General features: G+C 66.9%; 11 protein-coding genes. 8 read left to right on the top strand and 3 right to left on the bottom strand.

Annotation, left to right across the window (positions count from 1 at the left end; all coding sequences use genetic code 11):
- The first annotated feature begins 27 nt into the window (after positions 1 to 27).
- The 6 genes from glsA (at position 28) to AC5RVG_RS12880 (ending at position 9715) form a co-directional block, all read left to right on the top strand.
- The gene (glsA, locus tag AC5RVG_RS12855; protein WP_494014108.1) at positions 28 to 1830 is read left to right on the top strand and encodes a glutaminase A; all 1803 of its coding nucleotides are present in this window, start codon (positions 28 to 30) and stop codon (positions 1828 to 1830) included.
- A 160-nt stretch (positions 1831 to 1990) separates the two neighbouring features.
- Complete coding sequence (locus AC5RVG_RS12860; protein ID WP_494014109.1) at positions 1991 to 3544, top strand: glycosyltransferase; 1554 nt, start codon at positions 1991 to 1993, stop codon at positions 3542 to 3544.
- Between the two features lie 250 nt (positions 3545 to 3794).
- Positions 3795 to 6347 carry an aminopeptidase N gene (pepN, locus tag AC5RVG_RS12865; RefSeq protein ID WP_494014139.1) on the top strand — a complete coding sequence of 851 codons (2553 nt, stop codon included), beginning with the start codon at positions 3795 to 3797 and terminating at the stop codon, positions 6345 to 6347.
- Between the two features lie 193 nt (positions 6348 to 6540).
- Positions 6541 to 8586, top strand: coding sequence for a DUF6541 family protein (locus AC5RVG_RS12870; protein ID WP_494014110.1), 2046 nt, complete (start codon positions 6541 to 6543; stop codon positions 8584 to 8586).
- A gap of 87 nt (positions 8587 to 8673) precedes the next feature.
- Positions 8674 to 9147 (top strand): OsmC family protein, encoded by a 474-nt coding sequence (locus AC5RVG_RS12875; RefSeq protein WP_494014111.1) that lies wholly within the window; start codon positions 8674 to 8676, stop codon positions 9145 to 9147.
- A gap of 40 nt (positions 9148 to 9187) precedes the next feature.
- Positions 9188 to 9715, top strand: a complete 528-nt coding sequence (locus AC5RVG_RS12880) for a globin (protein WP_494014112.1) — start codon at positions 9188 to 9190, stop codon at positions 9713 to 9715.
- A gap of 28 nt (positions 9716 to 9743) precedes the next feature.
- Here AC5RVG_RS12880 and AC5RVG_RS12885 read toward each other — a convergent pair whose 3' ends face one another.
- Together AC5RVG_RS12885 and AC5RVG_RS12890 are read right to left on the bottom strand one after the other, a co-directional pair.
- On the bottom strand, positions 9744 to 10421 hold the full coding sequence (locus AC5RVG_RS12885) for a DUF8185 domain-containing protein (protein WP_494014113.1): 678 nt from the start codon (positions 10419 to 10421) through the stop codon (positions 9744 to 9746).
- Positions 10418 to 10948 (bottom strand): acyl-CoA thioesterase, encoded by a 531-nt coding sequence (locus AC5RVG_RS12890; protein WP_494014114.1) that lies wholly within the window; start codon positions 10946 to 10948, stop codon positions 10418 to 10420. The genes AC5RVG_RS12885 and AC5RVG_RS12890 overlap by 4 nt, the downstream gene beginning before the upstream one ends.
- Before the next feature lie 155 nt (positions 10949 to 11103).
- Here AC5RVG_RS12890 and AC5RVG_RS12895 point away from each other — a divergent pair, with 155 nt between their 5' ends.
- Positions 11104 to 11988 (top strand): acyl-CoA thioesterase, encoded by an 885-nt coding sequence (locus AC5RVG_RS12895; RefSeq protein WP_494014115.1) that lies wholly within the window; start codon positions 11104 to 11106, stop codon positions 11986 to 11988.
- Positions 11989 to 12034: 46 nt separating this feature from the next.
- Here AC5RVG_RS12895 and AC5RVG_RS12900 read toward each other — a convergent pair whose 3' ends face one another.
- Positions 12035 to 12772: a CatB-related O-acetyltransferase gene (locus AC5RVG_RS12900; RefSeq protein WP_494014116.1), complete on the bottom strand. Its 738-nt coding sequence runs from the start codon at positions 12770 to 12772 to the stop codon at positions 12035 to 12037.
- 498 nt (positions 12773 to 13270) lie between these two features.
- On the opposite strand from AC5RVG_RS12900, the gene AC5RVG_RS12905 reads away from it, so the two are divergent.
- Positions 13271 to 15931, top strand: coding sequence for a glycosyltransferase family 4 protein (locus tag AC5RVG_RS12905; RefSeq protein WP_494014117.1), 2661 nt, complete (start codon positions 13271 to 13273; stop codon positions 15929 to 15931).
- Positions 15932 to 16372 lie beyond the last annotated feature (441 nt).

Consider the following 16372-nt stretch of genomic DNA (forward strand, 5'->3'; position numbering starts at 1 on the left):
CCCGGCCGCCGTCGATAGTGTGCCCCTATGGAGCCAGTAATCAGTGACTACCTTGAGTCCGTCCTTGCCGGCCTCGCCGGCAACACCGAGGGGTCGCTGGCCGGCGACCCGGAAGAGCTCGGGGTCGAGGATCCGGATCTGCTCGCGCTGAGCATGACGATGGCCGACGGATGCACCTACGAGGCCGGCGATACGCGGTCCGAATTTTCCATCCAGTCGATCTCCAAGCCCTTCACCTATGCCATGGCGCTGGCCGGGCACGGCTTCGAGGACGTGCGCGAGAAGATCGATGTGGAGCCCTCCGGGGACGCGTACAACGAGATCAGCCTGGAAGCGGATACCGGGCGGCCGCGCAACGCGCTGATCAACGCCGGGGCCATCGCCGCCTCGTCCCTGGTGGCCGACCGCTACGGTGACGAAGCCTTCGAGCAGCTCCGCCTGATTTATTCGGCCTGCGCCGGACGCGACCTGGGCATGAACCAGACGGTGTACCGGTCCGCGCTCCGTACGGGCGACCGCAACCGGGCCCTCGCCTACCTGCTGAAGAGCCAGGGCGTGATCGAGCACGACACCGAGGCCGCCCTGGACCTGTACTTCCGGCAGAACTCCCTCAGCGTCACCTGCCGCGACCTGGGGATCATGGCAGCGACTCTGGCCAACCGCGGAGTCAACCCGATCACCCGTCAGGAGGTCCTGACACCCCGGATCGCCGAGCACGTGCTCAGCGTGATGACGACCTGCGGCATGTACAACGACGCCGGGGACTGGGTGGCGGGCATCGGCCTCCCGGCCAAGAGCGGGGTCAGCGGCGGCATCCTGGCGGTGCTGCCCGGCCAGCTGGGGCTCGCCGTCTTTTCGCCGCGGCTCGACCAGCACGGCAACAGCGTCCGCGGCACCGAGGCCTGCCGCAAGCTGTCGGCCGAGCTGGGACTGCACTTCATCCACGCGGCACGCAGCGCCCGGTCCACGATCCGCGCCGACTACACACTGGCCGGGAAACCCTCACCGCGCGTTCGCCCGACGCGGGAGCTGGCCGTGCTGGCCGAACACGGCCACACGGTGCGATTCCTCGAGGTCCACGGCGACATGCTCTTTCCCGAGGCTGAAACGGTCATCCGGATGGCCGCCGAACTGGCCGCCGCGCACGAGGTGTTGGTGATCGACATCAGCCGGCTGGACGAGCTCGGCAGCCGCACCAAGACCATGTTCCTCCGGCTGCAGGAAACCTCGGTTCCCTGCCTGCTGGTCTTCGTGGACCCGGCCGGATTGCTGTCCGCGGAAGAGGCCGGCACGGAGGACCGGCCCCTGGCGTTCCCGTCCCCGGACGCCGCCGCCCGGTGGTGCGAAGACCGCCTCATCGGCCGGCACGGAGGACTGCCGGCGACCGGCGGACGGCTGCAGTTGCAGGACCACCCGGTGGCGGCGACCCTGCCCGCCGGCGAGCGCGAGATGCTCGGGGCATACCTGGAGCGGCGCACGTACGACGACGGGGCGGCCGTCGTTACCGCGGGCGGACCACACCCGGGCCTGGTCCTGGTCATGGAGGGCCAGGCACGCACGGCCGCCGACGCCTCAGGGGACGATCAAACCGCCGAGGACGATCACGCCGTCCGGTATTTCACCGCCGGAACCAGCTTCGGGGGCCTCGGCGGCACTCCATCCCGCACCCAGCTGCGCGCCGAGGGGAAGGTCTGCGTGGAGGTCCTCACGCCCGACGGCTATGCGCGCCTGCGTCGGGACGCCCCGGGCGCGGCCCTGAGCCTGGCCGAACGGCTGCTGGAGATCGCCGCCGAGCAACGCGACCTCACCGTGGCGGCCGCGCAGGGCTGACCGACGGCACGGTTCGGCGCCCAAAGCTGACCGGGCGGTGCCGCGCCCAAGGGTGCGCCGCCCGCGTGGCCGGCGCGGCGGCCATCCGCCGTCGTCCGCCCCTTTACTAGCGCGCGGCGGGCCGGAACAATGGCGGCATCCCTGACGACAGGATGCCATCGTGCCGCTCACCGTCCACTTTCCCGTCAACACCCTGGCGCTCAAGCGCGGCGGCCTGGTCAAGGCGGTGCGCACCCGGGCCAGCACCTTGGCCGAGAACGGTGCGGCCGAACAGATCTGGATCGAGGTGTTGGGCCTGCAGCACCGGCTCGCCAGCGATATGGCCGGCCTCAAGGCGGACGGCCATCTGCATCCGGATGTCGGGGTCCGCAGCGTCCTGTACGGGCTGGATCCGAGCCCCGAGACGGATACCCGCCAACCGGTCCGGCCTCCGCCCGAGGACGACTACGACATCGTGCCGGTGGGCGACTCCGGCCTGGCCTTCGGGTACTTCCGCGACGGGGTTCAGGACTGCTACGTGCGGTTCCACCCCGAAGGCACAGTGGCCGCCGTCGAACAACTGGCCCCCAACCGCGCGCGGCTTCGCCGGGAGGAGATGGACGAACAGGGCCGCCTGGTGCTGGTCCAGCATTTCCAGGAGGCGTCCAAGACGCCCACCGCCCAGCGCCTGATCGGCCGCGACGGCCGCTGCTTCCTGACCATCACGCACCATCCCGGCTCGCCCAAGTGGGGGCGCAGCTACCTGTTCGACGGCGTGGCCCGCGACGACGGCGATGCCCTCACCTTTGCGGACCCGGGCGAGCTCTACCGGCACGCCTTCGAACACCTACTGGCCGGCGAAGACGCGCCGGTGCTGACCTCGGAATTCCGGGAGAACCTGAATAACCTGCCCGGCCGGAACCTGGACGATGTAGTCGGCAGCGTCAGGCATCCGAACCTGCGGCGCATCGCCGCCGTGCACAGCAACCACCTGGAGCCGCCGTACGTGGTTGGATCCGGTGTCAGCCGCAACTGGCGCCGGCTGTTGGACAACCTGGACGCCTGGGACGGGGTGGTGCTGCACACCGATGCGCAGCACGAAGACATCGCCGCTGAGTTCGGCCACGCCGACCGGCTCCACACCATCGGCCAGCTGGCGCCGCCGGAGCAGCCGGCCGCCGGCCACGCCACCGACCCGGACCGGCTGGTGATGGTGGCCCGGCTGCACCCGAAGAAACGGGTGGACGAGGCGCTCCGGGTCTTCGCAATGGTGCGCGAGGGCAACCCGCAGGCCCGGCTGGAGGTCTTCGGCTTCGGCTACGGCGACGAGGAGGAAGGAGCTGTCCGGGCGCTCATCGACGAACTGGGCGTCGGCGCCGCGGTCAGCTTCCCGTCGTTCACGAACAGCCCGTCGGACATCTACGCCACCGCCTGCGCCACGGTGCTGACGTCGGCGTCGGAGGGCTTCCCCCTGATCCTGCTGGAGAGCATGTCCTACGGCGTGCCGGTCGCCGCCTACGACGCCAACTACGGCCCCCGCGACGTCATCCGGCACGGCGAGAACGGCTTCCTGGTGCCCTTCGGCGACCGGCAGGCGCTGGCCGACGGCATCCTGGCGCTGATGCGCGACCCGGAACTGCGCTCGCGGTTCGCCCGATCCAGCCGCGAAACCCTGCAACGCTTCGACGAATCCGGTTATGTCTCGGCGTGGACCAAGGTCCTCGCGGGTGGCTAGCCGCTGTGGGCACCCGGCTCGGCGCCGGCGCCGCGACCGCCGGGACTCCGACGCCGGCCGGGTCGGCCGCGCCGGCGTCTCCGGCCGCAACTATTCGCCTTTCTCGCCGCAACTGCTGCGCGCTACCCCGCTGCGGTGAGACAATGGCCACATTGTGCAAGGGTTGTTTCATATCGCGCCCCGCCACGCACACCCGTCCGGTCCCGCGCAGCCGGGGCACTAAGTACTTCTGGAGGCGAACTTGCCAGGTTTGAATCTCACCCGTGACGAAGCGCGCGCCCGCGCCGAACTGCTCCGCGTGGAGTCGTACGACGTCACCCTGGACCTCACCCGCGGCGACAAGGTGTTCGGCTCGCGCACCGTGGTCACCTTCACCGCCACTCCGGGCGGCTCCACGTTCATCGACGCGGTCACGGACACCGTCCGCTCGGTCACGCTCAACGGCAAGTCGCTGGATCCGGCCGAGGTCTCCGACGGCGTGCGCATCCAGCTGCCGGACCTGGCCGAGCACAACGTGCTGGAGATCGACGCCGACGCGCTCTACATGAACACCGGCGAGGGCCTGCACCGCTTCGTGGACCCGGTGGACAACGAGGTCTACCTCTACAGCCAGTTCGAGGTGCCGGATTCGCGGCGCATGTTCGCCGTCTTCGAGCAGCCGGACCTGAAGGCGGCCTTCCGCTTCACCGTCACCGCGCCGTCGCACTGGGATGTCATCTCCAACTCCCCCACCCCGGCGCCCCGGCACGTCGGATCCACCGACGACGGCGGTGCGTCCGCCACCTGGGCGTTCGAGCCCACCCCGCGGATCTCCTCCTACATCACCGCGCTGATCGCCGGCCCGTACCAGTCCGTGCGCAGCGAGCTGACCAGTTCCGACGGCCGCACCATCCCGCTGGGCGTGTTCGCCCGCAAGTCGCTGATGCAGTACATGGACGCGGAAAACATCTTCACCCTCACCCGGCAGGGCTTCGAGTTCTACGAGCAGCAGTTCGGCACCCCGTACCCCTTCGAGAAGTACGACCAGCTGTTTGTGCCGGAGTTCAACGCCGGCGCCATGGAGAACGCCGGCGCGGTCACCTTCCTTGAAAACTACGTGTTCCGCTCCCGCCCCACCGACGCCATGGTGGAGCGCCGGGCCATCACCGTGCTGCACGAACTGGCGCACATGTGGTTCGGCGACCTGGTGACCATGCGCTGGTGGAACGACCTGTGGCTGAACGAGTCCTTCGCCGAATTCATGTCCACGTTGGCCGCCGCCGAGGCCACCGCGTACAAGAACGCCTGGACCACCTTCGCGTCAATGGAGAAGTCCTGGGCCTACCGGCAGGACCAGCTGCCCTCCACCCACCCGATCACCGCGGAGATCAAGGACCTGGAGGACGTGCAGGTCAACTTCGACGGCATCACCTACGCCAAGGGCGCCTCCGTGCTCCGCCAGCTGGTGGCCTGGGTGGGCCAGGAGGAGTTCATGGCCGGCGTCCGCGAGTACTTCGGCAAGCACGCCTGGGGCAACACCGAGCTGGCCGACCTGCTGGGCGAACTGGAAACCTCCAGCGGCCGGGACCTGAAGGACTGGTCCGCCAAGTGGCTGGAGACCGCCGGCGTGAACACCCTGCGCGCGGAGATCTCCACCGACGACGACGGCGCCATCACCGCGTTCGCCATCCTCCAGACCGCGCCGGACGGCTACCCGACCATCCGCCCGCACCGGCTCGCCGTCGGCTTCTACAACCTGGACGACGCCGGCAAGCTGGTGCGCACCCACCGCGAGGAACTCGATGTTGACGGCGAGCGCACCGAGGTGCCGCAGCTGGCCGGCCTGGCCCGTCCGGCGCTGGTGCTGCTCAACGACGACGACCTGGCCTACGCCAAGATCCGGCTGGACGACGTGTCCCTGGCCACCTCCAAACGCCACGTGAAGGACTTCACCGCGTCGCTGCCGCGCACCCTGGTGCTCGGCTCGGCCTGGGACGCCACCCGCGACGGCGAGACCCCGGCCCGCGAATACGTGGAGCTGGTGCTGAACAACATCGCCTACGAGACGGACTCTTCCGTCGTCCTGGTGCTGCTGCGGCAACTGGCCACCACGCTGACCTTCTACGTGAACCCGGACGACCGCCAGCGGCTGACCATCGCCGCCGCCGACCGGCTCTGGGAACTGGCCGGAGAGGCGGCCGCGGGTTCCGACTCGCAGCTGCAGTTCGCCAAGGCCTTCGCCGTGCATGCCCAGACCGGCGGGCAGCTGGACGCCGTGGCCGCGCTGCTCTCCGGCGAGCGCACGCTGGAGGGGCTGACCGTGGACGCCGACCTGCGCTGGGAACTGCTCACCTCGCTGGTGGCCGGCGGCCGGTTCGGCCAGGCCGAGATCGATGCCGAACTCGAGCGGGACCAGACCGCCACCGGGCAGCGCGCCGCCGCCCTGGCGCAGGCCGCCATCCCCACCGCCGAGGCGAAGGCGGCGGCCTGGGAGTCCGTCGTCGTCAAGGGCGAACTGCCCAACGCCACCCAGCAGTCGGTCATCGCCGGCTTCACCCGCGTGCATGACATTACGCTGCTAGAGCCCTACGCCGCGAAGTACTTCGACGCCATCGAAGACATCTGGAACACCCGCACGCACGAACTCTCGCAGCAGATCGTCGTCGGCCTGTATCCGTCGCAGCTGTCCACGCAGGCCACCGTGGACGCCACGGACGCCTGGTTGGAGTCCCTGGCGGACCGCTCCCCCGCCCTGCGCCGGCTGGTGCTGGAAAACAAGGACGGCGTCGTCCGCGCCCTGAAGGCCCAGGCCGCCGACCGGTAACCCGCGCCCTCAACGCATAGCTGCCCGCCGGAACACACTCGTTCCGGCGGGCAGCGCCGTTCAGGCGTTCCCCCGCCGTTCACCACCGCGACATCTGCCGCCCCTACGGTTCCATGAACACGCGGCGGGAGTACTGCACGGCCCGCCCCCGGATCTACAATTCCACAACGGTTGGTGGCGCAAGGGAGTCCTCATGGCAGTTGCCGGACAGCTGGCTGTCATGCTCGCTGTCTTCTACCTTCCCGGCTTCCTAGCCCTCCGGGCGCTGCGCCAGCCCGCCGTCCGCTCCCTCGTGTTGGCCCCGGCCGCCGGGACGGCGCTGGCGGCCGTCGGAACCATGGTTTGCCTGGCGGCCGGCGTGCGCTGGAACCTGCTCTCGGCCATCCTGCTGGCGGCGCTCGGCATCGGCGGGTGCTGGCTCCTCGGGCAGGCCATCGCTCCCCCACCCGCGGCGCGGCTCGCCGTCCCGCGCGCGACCGCCTGGCTGCTGGCGGCGTCGCTGGCCATCACGGCCCTGATTCTGGGCCGGGTCATGCTCGAGGCGATGGGCTCGATCCACCGCGTCTCTCAGGGCTGGGACCCGACCTACCACGTGAACGTCCTGCAATGGATCAAGGACAACGGCCAGGCCAGCCCATGGAGCATCTGGCCGATCTTCGGCGGGGCGCCGCCGTCGTTCTATCCCGCCGGCTGGCACGCGATGGTGTCGCTGGTCCCGGGCGACGTGGTGACGGCGGGGAACCTGGCCTGCCTGGTCATCGGCGCCCTGATGTGGCCGGCCGCCCTGGCCCTGCTGGCCCGCGCGCTGTTCCCAGCCCGGCCGCTCGTATGGGTCATCGCGCCGGTGATAGCTTCCTCCATGCTGGCCTTCCCGGTTGTCCAGATGTTCCGTGCCGGCCAGTGGCCCAACGGCTTCGCGGCCGCGCTGCTGCCGGCCATCCTCGCGCTCGGCATCGAACTGCAGTACCGGCTGCCCGCCGGGGCGGAGGCCGCGGACAGCGCCCCGGCCCGGGTTGGGCCCGGCACCGGGGCCGTGGCCCACGAAGGTTCCCCGTCCCGCAGCGCACGGCGAAGGACGACGGCGGATCTCACCGCACTCGCGGTGGTCGCGTTGGGCGCGACATGGATCCACCCCTCCGCCGTCGGCAGCCTGCTGGTGCTCGGCGGGTTCTACCTGGGCCGCTTCGTCGTGCTCCGCCTGGCCCGGCTCTGGCGGAGCCGCCGCGCGCTTTTCTACGCGGCGGCGGGCCTGCTGGCGGCCGCGGCGGCTGCCGCCGCGTTCGTCCTCGCCACCTCCACCCTCGTGGCCGCCGTCCTGTCCTATCCACGCGGGTCGACTGCGGGCTGGGCCGACGCCCTCGCGTGGCTGTTTTTCGACCTGCCGCGCCAACCGGACAGCGACGACGCCACCCCGGAGAGCTACGCCGTCGTCGTCGGGCTCCTCATGGCGGCCGGAACCGTGTGGGCCTGCTTCATCCCCCGCGCCCGGCCGGCCGTTGCGGGCATGGCGGCCGCCGTCGTGCTCTTCATCCTCGCGGCCGGCCCGGAAGAGCGCCCCTTCCGCTGGCTCAGCGGCTTCTGGTACACCGACCCGCCGCGGATCGCCCCGCTGGTCCACACTTTCGGCATCGTCTTCGCTGCCCTGGCCCTGGAGCGGCTGTGCACGCTGCCGGCCGGGCTAATCCGGAAAGGCAATCCGGCCGCTACGCGTCAAGCGGTGGCCGCGGCGCTGGCGTTTGCCGTGCTGGCCGCCGTCTTCGTGACCTCCGGCGGCTTCCGGCACGACGTCCGGGTGGAGGCGGCCTCCATCCGCTACGGCATCACCGAGCACCGCGACGGGCGCGCGCTGATGGGCGACGAGCAGGAGTTCATCAACTCCCTGGAACCGCTGCTGCCCGACGACGCGATCGTCATCGGCGATCCCTTCAACGGCCTGCCCTACATCTACTCCCTCACGGGCCACCGGACCGTCTATTTCCAGAACGTCAGCAGCGCCGGCAGCGCGGACAAGGACTACCTGCGGCACCATTTCCGCGACATCGGGTCCGATCCGCAGGTCTGCGGCGCGCTGCACAGCACCGGTGCCACCCACCTGTACGACGACCAGCCGATCCGCGGCTACCAACACAGCGAAAAACACCAATGGCCGGGATTCCAAGACATCGACTTCTCCCGCGGCTTCCGCCTGATCGCGTCCCACGGCACCGCGGCGCTCTACGAAATCACCGCCTGCCGCTGAGACGGCTGGGCCCGGCAGAGGCGATCTGCGGGTAGGTGCAACCGGCCGGTACCGCCGGTCTGCGGGAGCACGGGGTTTAATGGCGGCATGAACCTTTCCGAGCACCGTTACGCAGTTTCCCTCCACTGGACCGGCAACCGCGGCGAAGGCACCGCCAGCTACCGCGGCTACGGGCGGGACCACGTCGTGCGCGCGGCAGGGCTGCCGGAGCTGGCGGGCACCGCCGACCCCACCTTCCACGGCGACAAGGACCGCTGGAACCCGGAACAGCTGCTGCTCACGGCCCTGTCCCAGTGCCACATGCTCTCCTACCTGCACGTCGCGGTGAAGAACGGGCTGGTGGTGACGGCCTACGACGACGACGCCGAGGGCACCTTGCGCCTAAACCGTGACGGCAGCGGCGAATTCACGTCCGTGACGCTGCGGCCCAGGGTGGTGATCGGCGATCCGGGCCAGGCCGAACTCGCCCAGCGGCTCCATGCGGATGCCAACAAGGTCTGCTTCATTGCGCGCAGCGTGAACTTCCCCGTCCACCACGAACCCCGGGTCGTCGCGGGCTGAGACAATGGTGCAAGACAGCATCAGCGAACAGAGACCATCAATGAGCGAAACACCCCAAACCCCCGGACATCCCGCCGCGCGCCCCGGTGCGGCGCAGCCGGCCGACGCCGCGGCCCTTCCGTCCCGTTTCGGCCAGCCGCTGGCCACCCTGACCCCGGCTCCGGCCGCCGCGAACGCGTTCAAGCAGCCCTCGTACACGGACAACTTCTACGACGCCGTCGGCGGGCACGAGACGTTCGTGAAACTCGTGGATGTCTTCTACGACGGGATCGCAGAGGACGACGTGCTGCGCCAGATGTACCCCGAAGAGGACCTCGGGCCGGCCAAGGTCCGGATGCGGATGTTCCTGGAACAGTACTGGGGCGGCCCCGGAACCTACAGCGAACAGCGTGGCCACCCGCGGCTGCGGATGCGGCACCAGCCGTTCAAGGTGGACTTCGACGCCCGCGACCGTTGGCTCAAGCACATGCGCCGCGCCGTGGATGCCCTGGAACTGCCGCCGCTGCACGAGCAGACGCTCTGGGACTACTTCGAGCGCGCCGCCCACTCCATGGTCAACAGCGCCTGACCTGCTCCTGCGACGCGGCCGGCTCCCGCTACAGCGAGGCGCCGCTGCGCACCAGCACGTGGCCGCGCCCGGTGCTGAGCCGCAGCCAGCGGCCGTTCCGGTACACCTCCGCCGGGTTCCCGTCGAGGAAGCCCAGCGTTAGGGCGGCAAACGCCGCCCCGGCCGGGAGTTCCACCGATTCCGGCAGTCCGCCGGCCGCGGGCAGCGGCCGGCTCCAGACGGTGCTCCGCGCGTTGTTGACGATGAGCTGTCCGGGGCTGTCCGGCAACGCCTCGGAAATCTCCCGGATGCCGTCCCGGGCAGCCTCCTCCAACACCTCGGCCTGCAGGCTGCCGATGTGTTCCCACCCGGACCGCGGCGGCAGCACACCCGTCCAGGATTCCGTCACGGTCGTGGGCGGAAGGGCCAGGCCGGTTTCCTCATTCCCCATCCTGGCCAGCCGATCTCCGACCGAGGCCAGCGTGACGGTCTCCTCGACGGCGGCCGGCGCCGCCAGCGGCATGACCCGCAGCCCCAGGATCGTCGGCGTCGCCTCGCCCAGAATCCGCGGCCGCATCATGCACACGTAGGCGGCCAGCACGCTGCCGAAGGCCTGCAGGTGGATGGCGCCGTCACCGGCGGCACGGGACCGGCTGACGAAGGTCTTCAGGTCGGCCGCGACCTGGACATCGGCCAGCTGCAGGACGGGTGTTCCGGGGGACGTCATTCTGCGGCCTCTTCGTTCGTGCCGGCTGCGCCGGCACTGTTGCGGAACGGAACCGGCGGTCCGGCCCACAGCTGTAAGGCGGCGCGGTACGCGTCCGGCAGCGGCACCGGCCTTCCCGTCGCGGCAGCAACCAGCACCATGGTCGAGGCGCCCAGCGCATGCACGGTGCCCGACTCCCCGGCGTCGGCATCAACGACGGCGTAGCCCAGGTCGAAGCTCGAAGAACCGATCCTCGTCACCCAGACGCCGACGTGGACCGGTTCGGCCCGGTAGTCCAGCGGTACCCGGTACTCGATTTCCTGCCGTCCCACGAGCGTCTGGTTTCCGGCGCCGCCCAGTTCACGCAGCGTCGCACCCGCATTGTGGCCTGCGGCGGCAGGCAGCTCCGGCCGCAGCCGGTGCAGCAGCACCCGGGCCGTTTCCAGATAGCCCAGGAACGTCACATTGTTCACGTGGCCGTAGGAATCAATGTCGCTGAACCTCAGCTGGATCGGGAACCTCGGGGCATGGTGCGGAACGGTAGGCATGATGCCATCCTCTCAAAGCGCGGGAGCCGCAACTAACCCGCTGCCGGCTCACCGGCGTGCTCCGGCATGCGGGGGCGCCCCGGAGTTGAGCGGTTGAGCGGTGCCAACTACTGTCGGAGGTGTTCGTACCCGCGGGTAATCGGCAAGGAGACTACATGACCGCCATCGAGGAACACGTCGATCCGACGGCGGTGTTGCTGGAGCTGTTGGACCTCTCCGATGCCGACGGCGCGAATACGGACGAGGAGATCTTCGTCGGCGTTTCCGAAAAGCAGCCGCGCGGCCGGGTCTTTGGCGGCCAGGTGCTGGCACAGTCCGTCATCGCGGCCGTGCGGACGGTGGAACCGGACCGGCCCATCCATTCCATGCACGGGTACTTCCTGCGCGCCGGCGACGCCGACCTGCCGATTACCTTCGGCGTCGAACAGCTACGCGACGGCCGTTCGTTCTCCGCCCGCCGCACCCATGCCTATCAGAACGGCGTGCCGATCCTGTCCATGATCGCCTCGTTCCAGACCCCGGCCGAGGGGCTCGAACACCAGGAAGACTTCCCCGACGGAATCCCGGACCCGGAAACCTTGCCGAGCACCGCGGATCTGCTCGGCAAGGTGGACCACCCGGTGGCCCGGCACATGGCCTACCACCGCCCGTTCGACGTCCGCCATGTCCAGGACGCCCTCTATGTCCAGGCCAAGGGCGAACGGCAGGCGGTCAACGCCGTCTGGATGAAGACCAAAGGGCCGCTGCCCGACGACCAGGGCCTGCACCGGGCCGCGCTGGCCTTCGGCAGCGACTACACCCTGCTGGAACCCATCCTGCGCCAGCACGGCGTCAGCTGGGTCACGCCGGGCATGAGCGTCGCCAGCCTGGACCACGCCATGTGGTGGCACCGGCCGGTCCGGGTGGACGACTGGCTGCTCTACGTCCAGTCCTCCCCCAGTGCCTCCGGCGCGCGCGGCCTCGCGGTCGGCAAGATTTTCAACCGGGACGGCGAACTCGTCGCCACCGTCGCCCAGGAAGGCATGATCCGGATTCCGTGAGGCAAACGGGCAAGGCGCCGGTTGCTGACTCGCGCTTGGGCGCTGCTCAGGCGGCCGGATTGAGGACGAATTCGTTCCCGGCACGGCGGAGAATGAAAGAAGATACGGCTTTCTTCCTCAGCCGATCAGCTGCAATCATCTCTTCCAACTGTTGGATGCATGCTCTCGGGTTGCTGAAGTCCATCGTGCTCGAGACCGGTTTAAGGTCGTATTCCCACCAACGCAGGGCCAATAGCCGCTCCACGAGATCGTCCGGAAACCGCTTTCGAACCTGACGCGCCGGCACACCGGCCACAATGGCGTAGGGATCGACGTCGTGGGTGACAACCGCCCGTGCTGCAACGATCGCCCCATCACCGATGCGCGTGCCTCGGCGGACCACCGCTCCCTCACCTATCCATACGTCATTGCCAATGTGGCTTTGGCCTTTACCATCGTCGAATGACAGCGCGGCCGCGATCTCCTCATATGCTGACTGACCTGTGAACTGGCGGGTGCCTTTGTACTGAAAAGGATGGACGGACAGCCACCCAGTCGGATGTTCGGCTGCCCCTATCAACACGTTGGGTGCCAGGGCGCAGAAGCGGCCCAGGGAAACATTGTTTAGTTCGCTGCCCGGCCCGACGTAGGTCAACATGCCGATTGTCACGCTGCCACCGATGCGAGACCGGTTGAGCGACACGGGAATTTCTACCGTTAGTGTTCCGGCCAAGTCCTGGGGATGAATTCCCCGCAGCCCTTCAGCTGCCAGCTGCGACGGTAACGGATGCCGCCCGAGTTCCATTCCGAATACCTCGTGTTTCATATCTTGGCGCGGGCCGCGGAGTATTGCGCTGGATTAAGCGCATCACACCTGCACACATACGTTCATGCCGGAAGCCCTATGTCGAATACCTTCATCGCCATGTCTGATCCTCTTCCCAACCATCTATACCATTGTCAGACTCCCGCCCATATTTGGAGGATGCGGCGATGCTTCAAAAAATGAACTCTTCATTAACATTAATCGAATAAGGTGAGAACGCTTGCACACCCCATCTCCCAGGCGTTCGGGTCCTATGCGGTGATTCTCCTAACCCCTACTCGGCCATACCCAGAACTGACCCCACGTGCTTCGCTGATACGTGGCGCCATTCTGGAGTTACTTGTCCGCTGCCGGAACCTTGCAGCAAGGTGCGTTTATCTCTCAGTGCTACTATCACTGCGGATTTGCTGTCCACTAACATTCTTAAACGGAAGCAAATTGTTAGACCGCCTCAGTCAGACCAAAGGATCAGCCTTAATGAATGAATCCGTTCCCAAGAATCGGACCGTCGCCTTTTTTCTTGAAAATCGAAACGGTGTTCATTTGGCTGCCAGGATCTGGTCGAAACTGCCCGCTGGTACCCGGACAAAGGTCCTCGTCGCAGATCCAACCGACGTCACTGTCGACTGGGTCAGGGCAGGTCTTGCGGACGTTGCAGCGGTACACCCCCTTTACAACTTGTTCGAGGGACACGAAGCCACGTCGGCCTGGCGTGACGATCTGCCCCAACTACTCCGGAAGTGGACCAGAGCCCACGACGTTGATGTAGTTGTGTTGTTCAACGACCGCTCTGTACGAGGGTCGCGAGTGATGGAAGCCGTTCGTGACATAGCCGGCACGGTTTTGGTCCAAGATGGCCATCTGCATTTCCATTTCAGGCGCGCGTTTGTACACAAGCGAGACCAAAACTGGTCGTACGGTTCCACCTCCCCATCGGCCATCTGCGTATGGGGAAAAACAACTGAAGACTTCATACGCGGCCGCGATGAAAGCTTGGATACGCGCTTAGTTGTGGCCGGCGCACTAGGCGTCTCAGATGACAGTCGCTTCCAGTCCGGGGCAGAACTTCTGGAGCCCTTCCGACAGTCGTTCAGCCAGGTACCTCGTTTTGTACTAGCCGACCAAGCGTTGTCTGACCAAGGAAAATGTACTCAACAGCGTCACCGCTTCCTCCTGCGGCAAGTGGCCAAGACGCTCGAGGCCGTAGGCGAGCTGACCGTCAAGCCGCACCCTTCCAGCTCGCCAAGGCATTTGCAGTGGCTGGGCGAGACGTTCGGTGATCGTCTGGCCTCCACGGCCCGGGGCTGGGAGTCCGACGAGGACCAATCGGCGGCCGCAGCGATCGTTACGTTCTACTCGACCATTTACACGGACGCAGTACGGCAGCGAACGCCGGTAATCTTCGTCAGTTCCCCGGATCTTGAGCCGGTCGTCCCTCGCATTAAGCATCCTCTAATCCGCAACGTTGCAGGACTCAGTGAGCTCACGCGAATCATCAAACGCTACACCACAACCGGCGTGTTTCCGGCAAATTCTGGCGGAACTCCGATTGAAGAAGTCATCGCCACGACTGATGACCCCGCAAGCGTGATCGTTAGGGAGATTCTGCGGGCGTCGCCGAAGGCTCCAAGAAAAGCGGCACAGATTATCAGCTCCCCGGCTACCGGTTCAGCGGCTGAAGTGCTGCTCCGAGAACTCCCTTTCCCCCGCGGGCCTCTCGCAGTGGTGGCGGACGACTTTTCCTACCGCACAGGGATAGCCATACCGCTGCTAACCGGGTTCAAGACGCTTGCCCCGGAACAAGCGAGCTCGATCTGCTTGATCGACCTGCGCGCCTATCTCTCGTCCCGCGAACTCGCAACGGAACTCCTGAAGCACCCTGTACTGCTCGTCAACAGCCTCGCCCCGTTCTGGCGAAGCAGGATTTTTTCGGAAATTGTCGGCGACTTGGTGGCTAACGGCACACGCATCCTTGTGTACGTCCACGAAACCCAGTGGGTCCTCGATTACGAGAGCTCCCGTGTTCCGGAACGGCACCAGCAACTGCTTGAAATCTTGCCCCATCTCGAAATGCTGTGCGTGTCCGAAGGACAGGCCGCTATGTACCGCGCCATGGGCGCGACCAGGACACGAGTGGTGTTAAATACTACTCCCGGCCTCACCGGCTCGATCCCTCGGCGAGCTAACTGGAATCGAGAGGACACCGTCACGGTCATGATGGCCGGCACAGTCCAAGAACGAAAAGGCGTCGCCTTGTTCTCAGAAGTGGCCGACGCAGCTCATGAGCTTGGACTGCCCTACAGTTTTCAGTGGGCGGGCCGGCTCACACCAAGATTAAACGAAGGCACCCAACGCTCGGAGCGCGTCGAGTGGTTGGGGGAACTTTCTCGCCCTCAATTGGAAGCTAAGCTCGCCCAGGCCGATGTTTTCTTTCTCTCGAGCGCCGACGACCCCATGCCGTTGGCAGCGCTGGAAGCGGTCCGGGCCGGGACACGGATCGTGACGTCCTCGCGCGTTGGAACAGCCGAAATCCTTCGTGGTGTCGATGGATACGAGGAGTTCAGCGAGTACAACGTCGAGTCCGCTCTTACAGCAATCGGCAGGGTCTTAAAAGCAGACCTCGATTACGAGACGTTGGAGAATCGACTCGCCCAGTTCGACGCTGCTGCGTTCATCCGGCGCATGGCTCTCGCCTTTGCAGTGGAGGTTGATGCGGGAACTGCTCCTACCCCAAAAAAACCGGCGGGCAATATTCTCGCTGCCCGTGGACTCCCTGACCTGTTGGCCTCGACCGCACGGTTCATTTCCACGAAACCCGACTCGCATGAATTGAGTCAACTGCTGCGCTCCGCTAGAAGGAACTTGCCGAAACCCTTGTTTGCCCAGCTCATTCAGATACTTGGACTGACGGAGTGGAAGTCGGCCCGACCTTGGATTGCCCTCAGTGAGTCTGCACGGCACCTGCCGTGGAAGCACCGGAACCTGGGACGGCAATACGCGCTACGGGCCCTGAAAATCAATCCTTCATCCCGGCAGGCACGCAAGCTTCTAGTCCGGCACTCAACGCTCATCTCTGCCGCGGTGCGGGTGCGCCGCCGCACGGTCCGCACGATACGCGGGACAATCGCCGCACGCTAGTCCCGCCGCGGGTGACCGCTGCCATGGTGAACTTGCGCCCAGTGAAAGGCCCCGCCGGGGCAGATTGCAGGCGCTGAGCGCTAACGTGCTAGCAGCCTCAACAGGCCAGGAAGTGCTTGGCATACACCCGTAGAGCAGGCCCCATGCTGCGCCGTCTCTCCGCACAACTGGAGCGGCTGCGGCCTTCACCGACCCTTGGCGCTGGCTCCGACTGGCTTCGCCGCATGCTCCTGCAACGAGAGCCGCGTGTTTCTGGTCTCCGCTACCGCCAAGCGGGTTCGAGTGATAGTAGCCCAACCCGGGGCTCGTTACCTATCGCACGCCAAATAGGAACGGCCCCGAACGTGAACTGGGCCCCGAAAGTTGGACTGGCTAAATAAGAGACTAGGCCGCGAGGGCCTGAGCACGGTACTGCACCGGGCTTAGGCCCTCGAGCTTTGT

This window comes from Arthrobacter senegalensis (genome assembly GCF_059091765.1).

Coding starts and splice junctions, on each gene's coding strand:
- AC5RVG_RS12900 (WP_494014116.1), bottom strand. CDS start 12,772: ATGGAACTCGGGCGGCATCCGTTACCGTCGCAGCTGGCAGCTGAAGGG.
- AC5RVG_RS12870 (WP_494014110.1), top strand. CDS start 6,541: ATGGCAGTTGCCGGACAGCTGGCTGTCATGCTCGCTGTCTTCTACCTT.
- AC5RVG_RS12905 (WP_494014117.1), top strand. CDS start 13,271: ATGAATGAATCCGTTCCCAAGAATCGGACCGTCGCCTTTTTTCTTGAA.
- AC5RVG_RS12895 (WP_494014115.1), top strand. CDS start 11,104: ATGACCGCCATCGAGGAACACGTCGATCCGACGGCGGTGTTGCTGGAG.
- AC5RVG_RS12890 (WP_494014114.1), bottom strand. CDS start 10,948: ATGCCTACCGTTCCGCACCATGCCCCGAGGTTCCCGATCCAGCTGAGG.
- AC5RVG_RS12875 (WP_494014111.1), top strand. CDS start 8,674: ATGAACCTTTCCGAGCACCGTTACGCAGTTTCCCTCCACTGGACCGGC.
- AC5RVG_RS12880 (WP_494014112.1), top strand. CDS start 9,188: ATGAGCGAAACACCCCAAACCCCCGGACATCCCGCCGCGCGCCCCGGT.
- glsA (WP_494014108.1), top strand. CDS start 28: ATGGAGCCAGTAATCAGTGACTACCTTGAGTCCGTCCTTGCCGGCCTC.
- AC5RVG_RS12885 (WP_494014113.1), bottom strand. CDS start 10,421: ATGACGTCCCCCGGAACACCCGTCCTGCAGCTGGCCGATGTCCAGGTC.